This window comes from Leisingera sp. McT4-56 (assembly GCF_020514995.1).
Classification (GTDB): domain Bacteria; phylum Pseudomonadota; class Alphaproteobacteria; order Rhodobacterales; family Rhodobacteraceae; genus Leisingera; species Leisingera aquaemixtae_A.
The window spans coordinates 672905-684489 of sequence record NZ_JAJALF010000001.1 but is presented as its reverse complement, the minus strand read 5'-3'; the positions used below and the strand labels follow the sequence as shown (position 1 = coordinate 684489).

10 protein-coding genes are annotated in these 11585 nt (G+C 65.3%); 8 read left to right on the top strand and 2 right to left on the bottom strand.

Annotated elements, in window-relative coordinates:
• Positions 1-120: 120 nt before the first annotated feature.
• The gene (locus tag LHL23_RS03305; RefSeq protein WP_226428782.1) at positions 121-783 is read left to right on the top strand and encodes an HAD-IA family hydrolase; all 663 of its coding nucleotides are present in this window, start codon (positions 121-123) and stop codon (positions 781-783) included.
• Between the two features lie 79 nt (positions 784-862).
• Positions 863-2056, top strand: a complete 1194-nt coding sequence (locus LHL23_RS03300) for a DegT/DnrJ/EryC1/StrS family aminotransferase (protein WP_226428781.1) — start codon at positions 863-865, stop codon at positions 2054-2056.
• Here the strand turns inward: LHL23_RS03300 and LHL23_RS03295 are convergent.
• Positions 2044-2502 carry a CreA family protein gene (locus tag LHL23_RS03295; RefSeq protein WP_226428780.1) on the bottom strand — a complete coding sequence of 153 codons (459 nt, stop codon included), beginning with the start codon at positions 2500-2502 and terminating at the stop codon, positions 2044-2046. The genes LHL23_RS03300 and LHL23_RS03295 overlap by 13 nt on opposite strands.
• A 164-nt stretch (positions 2503-2666) precedes the next feature.
• On the opposite strand from LHL23_RS03295, the gene LHL23_RS03290 reads away from it, so the two are divergent.
• Positions 2667-3320, top strand: coding sequence for a DUF1236 domain-containing protein (locus LHL23_RS03290; RefSeq protein WP_226428779.1), 654 nt, complete (start codon positions 2667-2669; stop codon positions 3318-3320).
• A 156-nt stretch (positions 3321-3476) separates the two neighbouring features.
• Positions 3477-4637, top strand: a complete 1161-nt coding sequence (locus LHL23_RS03285; protein ID WP_226428778.1) for an isovaleryl-CoA dehydrogenase — start codon at positions 3477-3479, stop codon at positions 4635-4637.
• A gap of 95 nt (positions 4638-4732) precedes the next feature.
• Here the strand turns inward: LHL23_RS03285 and LHL23_RS03280 are convergent, their stop codons facing one another.
• Positions 4733-5335 (bottom strand): OmpW/AlkL family protein, encoded by a 603-nt coding sequence (locus LHL23_RS03280; RefSeq protein ID WP_222475035.1) that lies wholly within the window; start codon positions 5333-5335, stop codon positions 4733-4735.
• Positions 5336-5484: 149 nt separating this feature from the next.
• Here LHL23_RS03280 and LHL23_RS03275 point away from each other — a divergent pair, with 149 nt between their 5' ends.
• The 4 genes from LHL23_RS03275 (at position 5485) to LHL23_RS03260 (ending at position 11575) form a co-directional block, all read left to right on the top strand.
• Entirely contained in the window at positions 5485-7011 is a 1527-nt protein-coding gene (locus tag LHL23_RS03275; protein ID WP_226428777.1) for an AMP-binding protein, read from the top strand.
• A gap of 76 nt (positions 7012-7087) precedes the next feature.
• Complete coding sequence (locus tag LHL23_RS03270) at positions 7088-8692, top strand: carboxyl transferase domain-containing protein (RefSeq protein ID WP_226428776.1); 1605 nt, start codon at positions 7088-7090, stop codon at positions 8690-8692.
• A gap of 9 nt (positions 8693-8701) precedes the next feature.
• Entirely contained in the window at positions 8702-10639 is a 1938-nt protein-coding gene (locus LHL23_RS03265; protein WP_226428775.1) for an acetyl-CoA carboxylase biotin carboxylase subunit, read from the top strand.
• A 78-nt stretch (positions 10640-10717) separates the two neighbouring features.
• The gene (locus LHL23_RS03260) at positions 10718-11575 is read left to right on the top strand and encodes a hydroxymethylglutaryl-CoA lyase (RefSeq protein ID WP_226428774.1); all 858 of its coding nucleotides are present in this window, start codon (positions 10718-10720) and stop codon (positions 11573-11575) included.
• The last annotated feature ends 10 nt before the right edge of the window (positions 11576-11585 follow it).

The following is an 11585-nucleotide window of genomic DNA, read 5'->3' as shown; positions in this document are numbered from 1 at the left end:
TCTTTGTCTTTTTAGCGCTCCCGTTTTATCCGCTGGGGGGCGGGGCGCAAGGGACCGCGCCATCAAACAAGATTGCGGGCTGCAATATGCGGCGGCGGAAAAGTGCCGAAAGGGCAGGATATGCGAACGGTTATCTTCGATCTGGACGGCACGCTGGCGGATACCTCCGGCGATCTGCTGGCGGCGGCCAATGCTTGTTTCCGGCAAATGGGGCTGGGCGATGTGCTGAGCCATCCGCAGGATGCGGCAGTGTCGCTGCGCGGCGCCCGGATGATGCTGACGCATGGGTTGAAACGTGTGGGTCAGTATGATCCGGCGGTAGTGGAAGAATTCTACCCCGTGTTCCTGGATGTCTACCGCGAAGCAATCGACCTTCACACCGTGCTCTATCCCGGCGCGATGGAGGCCGTGGAGGTGCTGAAAACCGCAGGTTTCGGCGTCGGCATCTGCACCAACAAGCCGGAGGGGCTGGCAGACCAGCTGATGCGCAGCCTCGGGGTGCGGGATGCCTTTGCCTCGCTGGTCGGTGCAGACACGCTGCCGGTGCGCAAACCAGATCCCGAACCGCTGTTCGAGGCCGCCCGCCGCGCGGGCGGCGATCCGTCCCGCACACTGCTGGTCGGCGACAGCGACACCGACCGCAACACCTCGGCCAATGCCGGCGTGCCTTCGGTGCTGGTGACCTTCGGCCCCTCGGGGGATGATATGGCGGCCCTCAAGCCAGAAGCGCTGTTGCACCGGTTTGAGGACCTGCCGGAAGTCGCCGAACGGCTGATTGCGTGATCCCGCAACTTAGTTTCGGGATATTCGTCTGCCGGGGTTCGCACTTGACGCGTCGCCGGCGGCGGCTCACAAACGCCGCATGAGCGAGACATTTACCGGGTCTTTCACCCAGCAAGAACCCATTCCCGAAGACGCGATCGAGGCCGCGCTGGCGGTGCTTCGCCACGGGCGCCTGCACCGTTACAACGTAGCGGAGGGTGAAGAGGGCGAAACCGCCCTGCTGGAGCAGGAGTTCGCGGCGCGGATGGGCGCGAAATACTGCCTGGCGGTGGCGTCCGGCGGCTACGCGCTGGCAACCTCGCTGCGCGCAGTCGGAGTGAAGCCCGGCGACAAGGTGCTGACCAACGCCTTCACGCTGGCGCCGGTGCCCGGATCGATCGCCTCCGTCGGGGCGGAGCCGGTGTTTGTCGAAGTGACCGAAGACCTGACTATCGACTTGGAGGATCTGGCGGCCAAGGCGGGCCTGGCCAAGGTGCTGATGCTGTCGCACATGCGCGGGCATCTGTGCGACATGGACCGGCTGATGGAGATCTGCGACGCGGCAGGCATCACCGTGATCGAGGATTGCGCCCATACGATGGGGGCGTCCTGGAACGGGGTGCTTTCTGGCAGACATGGCGCGGTTGGCTGCTATTCCTGCCAGACCTACAAGCATGTGAACTCGGGCGAGGGCGGGCTGCTGATCACCGATGACGAAGAGATTGCCGCCCGCGCCATTATGCTGTCCGGCTCCTACATGCTTTACGGCCGCCATCTGGCGGCGCCGGGGCCGGAGGTGTTCGAGCGGGTGAAATACGAGACCCCCAACATCTCGGGGCGCATGGACAATCTTCGCGCCGCCATCCTGCGGCCGCAGCTGCGCGACCTGGGTACCCAGGTGGAACGCTGGAACGACCGCTACCGCGCGGTCGAGGACGGCCTGCGCGGCACCCCGGGGCTCACCGTAGTGGAGCGCCCCGCGCAGGAGGTCTATGTCGGCTCCTCGATCCAGTTCCTGCTTTTGGACTGGTCCGAAGAAGCGGTTCAGGAGGCTGTGCGCCGCTGTGCCGCGCGCGGGGTGGAGCTGAAGTGGTTCGGCACGCCGGAGCCGGTTGCCTTCACCTCCCGCTACGACAGTTGGCGCTATGCGGACACCCCGCGGCTGCCGCAAAGCGACCGGATTCTGGCAGGCATCATCGACATGCGGGTGCCGCTGACCTTCAGCCTGGAGGACTGCGCCCAGATCGCCCGCATCATCCGGGCAGAGGTTTCCGCCGTCTATCAGTCCGCCTGATAAAGCGGCACCGTCGAGATCGAGACCTTGGCCGACCCGTCGGTCAGCTCTGCCGCGTGGGCGGCATAGATCAGCGTCTGGTTGGCCTCGTCAAAGATGCGCTTCACCCGCAGCGATTTCAGGATGATGGAGCGCGATGCGCGGAACACGTCCTCGCCGTCGCGGCCGCGGTCGATATCGCCCACGGTGATGGGGCCGGTCTGACGGCAGGCGATAGAGGCGTTTGACGGATCCTCGAACCAGTTGCCCTTGGACAGCCGGTCAATCAGCCCGCGCTCGAAATAGGCGATGTGGCAGGTCACGCCTTCGACCTTGGGGTCGGCGATGGCCTCGATGATGATGTCGTTGCCGACCCAGTCGACTCCGATCTGGCCGACCTCCTCGGCGGCGGCGGGCAGGCCCGCCAGGCAGAATGCAGCGGCCAGGGTGCGGTTCAATCGTGTCATGTGGTGCTCCTGATGGCGTTGGGGCGGCTGTTTCCCGCTCATGCCAACTCTACGCGCAGATGCGCTCAAAAGATCCCGGGAACCTTTCAGGAAAAGCCGGCGTTGTCTCTCCGCAACGGCGCAAGGAGGCGCCTTTTAACAGAAATTGCATTGAGGAGAGAACGGTGCACACGTCCAAAATCGCCCTGACGGCTTCCGCTCTGGCCCTGCTGGCCGCACCGGTCTGGGCCGGCGCTGAAGTGCAGGCTGTGACCGACCTGAACCTGCGCGCGGGTCCGGGGCCGCAGTACGAGATCATCGGCGTCATTTCGCCTTCGGGTTCGGTCGGTCTTGAGGGCTGCATCGAGGAAAGCAACTGGTGCAAGGTGAGCTACGAGGGCGCTGACGGCTGGGCCTATGGCGAATATCTGACCGGCACCGTTGCCGAGAAATACGTGCCGGTGGTGGCAGAGGGCAGCCCGGTGGAAATCAGCACCGTGACCTATGAAAAAACCGGCGAACACGATGCTGAGCTGGGTGCCGTAGGCGGTGCCATCACCGGCGGCCTGATTGCCGGCCCGGCCGGTGTCGTGGCCGGGGCGATTGCAGGCGCCGCTGCGGGCGAGGCCGCCGTGCCGGACGAGGAAATCGTGACCTATGTGCGCAGTCACGCCACCGAACCTGTCTATGTTCAGGGCGAAGTGGTGACTGGCGTCATGATCCCGGAAGAGGTGCAGCTGACCCCGGTTCCGGAATCTGACTACCGCTATGTCTACCTGAACGGCCTGCCGGTCCTGGTGGGGGCGGACAGCCGCACCGTGGTCCATGTGGTCCGCTAAGCCAAATTGAAACTGCCGGATGCGGGCGGCCCCACGCGGGTCGCCCGCTGCCCTTCGGGCGCCTCAAACAGGAACACGATTGACCCGAATCGCGGGCTCCTCTATTGAATTGAACAACTGTTCATATAATCGGCTCTGGCCTGGAGGATCTGCGGGATGTTCAACGCAAGCATGACTTTCGATCTTGGTGAGGACGTGAACGCGCTGCGCGATGTGGTTCACCGCTGGGCGCAGGACCGCGTCAAGCCGATGGCGCAGGAGATTGACCAGAAGAACGAGTTCCCGGCGGAGCTGTGGCGGGAGATGGGTGACCTGGGCCTCTTGGGCGTCACCGTGCCGGAGGAATTCGGCGGTGCCGGCATGTCCTATCTGGCCCATACCGTCGCGATTGAGGAAATCGCCCGCGCCAGTGCCTCCGTGTCGCTGTCCTACGGCGCGCATTCCAACCTCTGCGTCAACCAGATCAAGCTGAACGGCAACGCCGAGCAGAAGGCGAAATACCTGCCGCGGCTGATCTCCGGCGAGCATGTCGGCGCGCTGGCCATGTCCGAAGCGGGCGCCGGTTCCGACGTGGTGTCGATGAGCCTGCGCGCGGAAAAGCGCAACGACCACTTCCGCCTGAACGGCAACAAATACTGGATCACCAACGGCCCCGATGCCGACACTCTGGTGGTCTATGCCAAGACCGATCCGGAAGCGGGCTCCAAGGGCATCACCGCCTTCCTGATCGAGAAGGAATTCAAGGGCTTCTCCACCTCCAAGCACTTCGACAAGCTGGGCATGCGCGGCTCCAACACCGCCGAGCTGGTGTTCGAGGATGTCGAAGTGCCGTTCGAGAACATCCTGGGCGAAGAGGGCAAGGGCGTGCGCGTGCTGATGTCCGGTCTCGATTACGAGCGCGTGGTGCTGGCAGGCATCGGCACCGGCATCATGGCTGCCTGCATGGACGAGATGATGCCCTACATGAAAGAGCGCAAGCAGTTCGGCCAGCCGATCGGGAACTTCCAGCTGATGCAGGCCAAGATCGCCGACATGTACACGGCGATGAACACGGCGCGTGCCTACGTCTATGAGGTTGCCAAAGCCTGCGACAAGGGCACCGTGACCCGCCAGGACGCCGCAGCCTGCTGCCTCTACGCTTCCGAGGTCGCGATGACCCAGGCGCACCAGGCGGTGCAGGCCTTTGGCGGTGCGGGCTACCTGTCCGACAACCCGGTGGGCCGCATTTTCCGCGATGCCAAGCTGATGGAGATCGGTGCAGGCACCAGCGAAATCCGCCGGATGCTGATCGGCCGGGAGCTGATGAGCACCATGTAAAAAGCAGACCCCGCAGCTCCAGAGGGGCGGCGGGGTCTTTCAGCGGGCCCGGCGGCGCAGGAGCAGCCGCCGGACCGGAACCGGATCACAAAGGATCAGAAGCGGTGCACGTAAGCGAGGTTCACGACAACCGGATCGATCTCCGCGGTGCCGAGGTAGGCGCCGTCCAGGGATGCGTCGGTGTCGATGTCCATCCAACGGACGTTGAGCCGCAGCGCACCGTTGTCGGAGATCTGGTAGTCGGCGCCGGCATTGACCGCGATGCCGAAGCTGTCGTCCAGCTCAAGATTGCCGAGGGCGGTCTCTTCCTCGAAGAAGGTGGTATAGTTCACACCCAGGCCAAGGAACGGCTTGATCGCGCCCTGGGTCGGGAAGTGGTAGTTGATCGACAGGGTCGGCGGCAGCTGTTTGGCCGAGGCGATCTCGGTGCCGCCCAGGCTGATGTCATGCTCAAACGGCGACGCCGCCAGCAGCTCGACACCCCAGTTGTCGCGGAAGAAGTACTCGACGGTCAGCGACAGCGCGGTGCCGTCGTCGATGTCGGCGTCGAAACCGGCCAGGGTGCCGTTGCCGGATTTCGGGTTCACGTTGGCGATGCCGACGCCGACGGTCCAGTCGCCTTGCTGCTGGGCAAAGGCAGGGGCGGCCAGGGCGGCCAGGGCAGAGGTCAGCGCAAGTGCGGAAACCATACGTTTCATGGGGTGCGTCCCTTTTCTTGTGTTCACGCTGAGGTGATGCCTGCCAAACCCTGTTCCAGCCCTGATCTGGATCAAAACTGCGCCGTCTTAGTCATTGATTATGCGCTGAAAAACTGCATATCTGCTATGCGTTTCGGGAATGTCTAAACATGCATGAGGATTGTAACATTCCGGGACTCCGCAGCGATGGCAGCTGGCACTTGCCGGACCGGCTGAACATGGCGGCGCAATGCCTGTCACGGCCGCAGGACGCGACCGCCGTGATCGACATGACCGGCCCGGCGCGCCGCGACATCTCCTATGGCGAACTGGCGGCGATGACGGACGGGCTGGCGCGCTACCTTCTGGCGCGCATTCAGCCCGGCGACCGCGTGGGCGTGCTGCTCAGCCAGTCGCCCTGGTGTGCGGCGGCGCATCTGGCGATCTGGAAGGCGGGCGGCATTTCGGTGCCGCTGTTCAAGCTGTTCAAGCGCGACGCGCTGGCGTCGCGCGCTGGCGACGCCGGGGTGCGGTTTGTCCTGACCGATCCGGAAGGCGCGGAGCTGCTTGGCGATCTGGCCGAGGCGGTGATGGCAGACAGCGCAGGTTTCGACGGCCCGCCGGTGCCCTTTGCGGATACCACGCCTGAAACACCTGCGGTTCTGATTTACACATCCGGCACCACAGGCAGCCCCAAGGGCGCGCTGCACGGCCACCGGGTGCTGACCGGCCACCTGCCGGGGGTTGCCATCAGCCACGACCACCTCGGCCAGTCAGGCGATGTTCTCTGGACCCCCGCCGACTGGGCCTGGATCGGCGGTCTTTTCGACGTGCTGATGCCGGGCCTGGCGCTGGGCGTGCCGGTGGTGGCCGCGCGGCTGGACAAGTTCACGCCGGAGGCCTGCGCGGCGCTGATCGAACAGGCAGGGGTGCGCAACATCTTCTTCCCGCCAACCGCGCTCCGGATGCTGAAGGCAGCCGGGCAGGGGCTCAGCGGCCTGCGTTCTGTTGCCAGCGGTGGAGAGCCCCTGGGCGCCGAGATGCTCGCCTGGGGCCGACGGCGCTTGGGCGTGACCATCAACGAGTTTTACGGCCAGACCGAATGCAACATGGTGGCTTCCTCCTGCGCCGCTGAATTCGAGCCGCGCCCGGGCTGCATCGGCAAGGCGGTGCCGGGGCATGAACTGGCGGTGATCGACGCGGCAGGCAACCCAACGGAGGACGAGGGCGACGTCGCCATCCGCCGCGGCTCTGCCTCGATGCTGCTGGAATACTGGAACCGTCCCGAGGAGACGGCGGCCAAGTTCCGCGGCGAGTGGCTGGTGACCGGCGACCGCGGCATCTGGGAGGGCGGCTACCTGCGCTTTGTCGGCCGCGAGGATGACGTGATCACCTCCGGCGGCTACCGCATCGGCCCGGCGGAGATCGAGGATTGCCTGCTGACGCACCCGTCAGTGGCGACAGTGGGCGTGGTCGGCAAGCCCGACAGCCTGCGGACAGAAATCGTCAAGGCCTATGTGGTGCTGAAGCCTGGGGCGGAAGCCTCTGAGCAGGAACTGCAGGACTACGTCAAGGACCGCCTCGCGCATTATTCCTACCCGCGCGAAGTGGCGTTCCTGGATGCGCTGCCGATGACGGTGACCGGCAAGGTCATCCGCAAGGAGCTGAAGGCGCGGGCGGCGGGAGAAACTGAATGACTCAAGGTGTTGCATACCCGGCGTACGCTGCCCCAACCGGAAATAAAGATCTCAACCCTATAACGGGAGAGTGGACATGAAACTCACATCCAAGGCGATGCCCTCCTCGGAAGGCTTCAAGCAGAACCGCGAGGCGCATCTGGACGCGCTTGCGCAGATCAGCGAGGCGGCTGAGGCCGCGCGCATGGGCGGCGGCGAGAAATCCCGCGCCCGCCATGAAAGCCGCGGCAAGATGCTGCCGCGCCGCCGGGTGGCGAACCTCTTGGACCCCGGCTCCCCGTTCCTGGAGATCGGCGCCACCGCGGCGCATGCCATGTATGACGGCGCCGCACCCTCGGCCGGCGTGATTGCGGGCATCGGCCGGGTGCACGGGCAGGAGGTCATGGTGGTCTGCAATGACGCCACCGTGAAGGGCGGTACCTATTACCCGATGACGGTGAAGAAACACCTTCGCGCGCAGGAAATCGCCGAGGAAAACCGTCTCCCCTGCATCTACCTCGTAGACTCCGGTGGCGCCAACCTGCCGAACCAGGACGAGGTCTTCCCTGACCGCGACCACTTCGGGCGCATCTTCTACAACCAGGCCCGGATGTCGGCCAAGGGCATCCCGCAGATTGCGGTCGTCATGGGCTCCTGCACCGCGGGCGGCGCCTATGTGCCGGCGATGTCGGATGTCACCATCATCGTGAAGGAGCAGGGCACCATCTTCCTGGCCGGCCCGCCGCTGGTGAAGGCCGCCACGGGCGAGGTTGTCAGCGCCGAGGATCTGGGGGGCGGCGACGTGCACACGCGCCTCTCCGGTGTGGCGGATTATCTGGCCGAGGATGACGCCCATGCGCTGGCGCTGGCCCGCCGTGCGGTGCAGTCGCTGAACATCACCAGGCCGCTGACGGTGAACTGGGCCAGCCCGGAAGAACCGGCTTACGACCCCGAGGAAATCCTTGGCGTGGTGCCGGGCGATCTGCGCACGCCTTATGACATCCGCGAGGTGATCGCGCGGCTGGTCGACGGCTCCCGCTTTGACGAATTCAAACCGCGCTTTGGCGAGACGCTGGTCACCGGCTTTGCCCACCTCAAGGGCTGCCCGATCGGCATCATCGCCAACAACGGCGTCTTGTTCTCCGAAGCCGCCCAGAAAGGCGCGCATTTCGTCGAGCTGTGCAGCCAGCGCAAGATCCCGCTTGTGTTCCTGCAGAACATCACCGGCTTCATGGTCGGGCGGAAGTACGAAAACGAGGGCATCGCCCGCCACGGCGCCAAGATGGTGACGGCGGTGGCGACCACCAATGTCCCCAAGATCACCATGCTGGTCGGCGGCTCCTTCGGTGCCGGCAACTACGGCATGTCGGGCCGCGCCTATTCCCCGCGCTTCCTGTGGACCTGGCCGAATTCCCGCATCTCGGTGATGGGCGGCGAGCAGGCTGCAGGCGTGCTGGCGACGGTGAAACGCGACGCCATCGAACGCCAAGGCGGCAACTGGAGCACCGAGGAGGAAGCGGAGTTCAAGCGCCCCACCATCGAGATGTTCGAGGAGCAGAGCCACCCGCTTTATGCTTCTGCACGCCTCTGGGATGACGGCATCATCGACCCGCGCAAATCCCGCGACGTGCTGGCCCTGTCTCTGAGCGCCGCCCTGAATGCCCCGATCGAAGACACGCGCTTCGGCGTCTTCCGGATGTGAGGATCTCCCATGTTTGACAAAATCCTGATTGCCAACCGCGGAGAGATTGCCTGCCGCGTGATGGAAACCGCCCGTGCCATGGGGGTGCGGACCGTGGCTGTTTACTCCGACGCCGATGCGGCTTCGAAACATGTGGCGCTGGCGGATGAGGCCGTGCATATCGGCGGCCCGGCCCCGGCGGACAGCTATTTGAAGGGCGACGAGATCATCCGCGTCGCAAAGGAAACCGGCGCCCAGGCGATTCACCCGGGGTACGGCTTCCTGTCGGAAAACCCGAAATTCGTCGAGGCGGTGGAGGCCGCGGGGCTTGTCTTTATCGGTCCGTCGGCAGACGCCATTCGCAAGATGGGTCTCAAGGACGCAGCCAAAGCACTGATGGAGGAGGCCGGCGTGCCGGTGGTGCCGGGCTATCACGGCACCAATCAGGACCCGGAGTTCCTGGCCGGCGAGGCGCAGAAGATCGGCTATCCGGTGCTGATCAAGGCGGTTGCCGGCGGCGGCGGCAAGGGGATGCGGCTGGTCGAAAAGCCTGCCGAATTTGCCGATGCCCTGAAAAGTGCCCAAGGCGAGGCAACCACCGCCTTTGGCAACCCGGATGTCTTGATCGAGAAATACATCCAGCAGCCGCGGCATATCGAGGTTCAGGTCTTTGGCGACGGGACCCACGCGGTGCATCTGTTTGAGCGCGACTGCTCCCTGCAGCGGCGCCATCAGAAGGTGATCGAGGAAGCGCCCGCGCCGGGCATGACCGCGGAAATGCGCGAGGCGATGGGACAGGCCGGCGTGCGCGCGGCGGAGGCCATCGGCTACAAGGGTGCCGGCACGGTAGAATTCATCGTCGACGGCTCTGACGGGCTGCGTCCCGACGGGTTCTGGTTCATGGAAATGAACACCCGCCTGCAGGTGGAGCATCCGGTCACGGAGCTGATCACCGGCGTCGATCTGGTGGAGTGGCAGCTGCGGGTTGCCTCTGGCGAGAGCCTGCCTGCCAAGCAGGAAGACCTCACCATCACCGGCCACGCGTTTGAAGCGCGGCTCTATGCGGAGGATGTGCCCAAGGGCTTCCTGCCCGCAACCGGCACGCTGACGCATCTGTCCTTCCCGGCAGAGGCCCGCGCCGACAGCGGTGTCAGGGCAGGGGACACAATCAGCCCCTGGTACGACCCGATGATCTCCAAGGTGATCGTGCATGGTTCCACCCGCAAGGTGGCGCTGTCGCGGCTGGCCCGCGCGCTGGAGGAAACCGAGGTCGGCGGAACCGTCACCAACCTGGCCTTCCTTGGCGCACTGGCGGCGCATGAGGGCTTTGCCAACGGCGAAGTGGACACCGGCCTGATTGCCCGCGATCTGGACGCGCTGACCGCGGCGCCGGTGGTGGAGCTGCGCCATAAGGCGGCGGCCGGCATGGTGGCGCTGGACCTGGCGGAGGCTGCACCGGACACCGGCTTTACCCTCTGGGCGCCTTTGCACCGGGCTGTCACCCTTTCCCATGCGGGCGAGGAGTTCACCGCTGACGTGCAGGTGGACGGGCCGGACCGGCAGCTGTGGACCGTTGATGGCGAAACCGTCGTGGCCGAACGCAGCCAGGGCCAGTGGCGCATTGATGAGCGCCGGATGCCCGCGGTTTCGCAGTCGGGAACGCTGATCACCGTGCATGATGCCTACGGTCTGGAGTTCACCGCGATTGACCCGCTGGACCGCGATGCGGCAGCAGGCGGCGACAGCAACGTCATCGAGGCGCCTATGCCCGGTCTGGTCAAGGCGGTCTTTGCCGAAGCCGGCCAGGCGGTGAAAGAGGGCGACCGGCTTGCCATTCTGGAAGCGATGAAGATGGAGCATTCGCTGCTGGCGGCCCGCGACGGCGTGGTGGCCGAGGTTTTGGCCGCAGCCGGCGACCAGGTCGAGGCCGGCGCGGCGCTGGTGCGGCTGGAAGAAGAAGACGGCTGACCCGGGTCCGGGGCGGCGCGCTTGCCGCCCCCGCTGCAGTTTGAGTATTTTTGGAAAGATGAAGCCGGAGGGCATTCCATGGGCGAATTTGCCGAAATCTTCGAGGTTGGCCCGCGCGACGGGCTGCAGAATGAAAAGCGCGAGATCCCGGTTGCGGAAAAGGTGGCGCTGACCGACTGCCTGAGCCGCGCCGGGTTCAAGCGCATCGAAGTGGCAAGCTTCGTCTCGCCCAAATGGGTGCCGCAGATGGCGGGCAGCGCGGAGGTGCTGGCCGGCATAACCCGCGCGCCCGGCGTGCGCTATGCAGCCCTGACCCCCAACATGCGCGGCTATGAGGATGCGGTGGCGGCCCAGGCGGATGAGATTGCTGTCTTTGCCTCCGCTTCCGAAGGGTTCTCGAAGGCCAATATCAACGCCACCATCGAGGAAAGCATCACCCGCTTCCTGCCCATTCTAGACGCGGCCAAGGAGATCGGGCTGCCGGTCCGGGGCTATGTCTCCTGTGTGACCGACTGCCCCTATGACGGAGCCACGGCGCCCGGGAAGGTGGCAGAGGTGGCCGAACGGCTGTTCTCGCTCGGTTGTTACGAGATCTCGCTGGGCGACACCATCGGGCAAGGAACGCCGGAGGCGATCACTGCGATGCTAAAGGCAGTCACTGCGCGGGTGCCCGCGGCACAGCTGGCGGGCCACTATCACGACACCGCGGGCCGGGCGCTCGACAATATCGAGGCTTCGCTGGCGCAGGGCGTGCGGGTGTTCGATGCGGCGGTCGGCGGCTTGGGCGGCTGCCCCTATGCGCCGGGCGCGGCGGGCAATGTGGCAACGGAAGCGGTGCACAAGCGCCTGACCGAACTGGGCTATGACACCGGCCTGGATGCGGAGGTGCTGGAAGAAGCCGCGGCGCTTGCCCGGATGATGCGCGGCCTGCAGTAAGAATTCAGCG

What these genes read in the sequence shown, in the direction of transcription:
- LHL23_RS03275 (WP_226428777.1), top strand. Translation starts at nt 5,485, where the DNA reads ATGCATGAGGATTGTAACATTCCGGGACTCCGCAGCGATGGCAGCTGG.
- LHL23_RS03305 (WP_226428782.1), top strand. Translation starts at nt 121, where the DNA reads ATGCGAACGGTTATCTTCGATCTGGACGGCACGCTGGCGGATACCTCC.
- LHL23_RS03295 (WP_226428780.1), bottom strand. Translation starts at nt 2,502, where the DNA reads ATGACACGATTGAACCGCACCCTGGCCGCTGCATTCTGCCTGGCGGGC.
- LHL23_RS03260 (WP_226428774.1), top strand. Translation starts at nt 10,718, where the DNA reads ATGGGCGAATTTGCCGAAATCTTCGAGGTTGGCCCGCGCGACGGGCTG.
- LHL23_RS03280 (WP_222475035.1), bottom strand. Translation starts at nt 5,335, where the DNA reads ATGAAACGTATGGTTTCCGCACTTGCGCTGACCTCTGCCCTGGCCGCC.
- LHL23_RS03265 (WP_226428775.1), top strand. Translation starts at nt 8,702, where the DNA reads ATGTTTGACAAAATCCTGATTGCCAACCGCGGAGAGATTGCCTGCCGC.
- LHL23_RS03300 (WP_226428781.1), top strand. Translation starts at nt 863, where the DNA reads ATGAGCGAGACATTTACCGGGTCTTTCACCCAGCAAGAACCCATTCCC.
- LHL23_RS03285 (WP_226428778.1), top strand. Translation starts at nt 3,477, where the DNA reads ATGTTCAACGCAAGCATGACTTTCGATCTTGGTGAGGACGTGAACGCG.
- LHL23_RS03270 (WP_226428776.1), top strand. Translation starts at nt 7,088, where the DNA reads ATGAAACTCACATCCAAGGCGATGCCCTCCTCGGAAGGCTTCAAGCAG.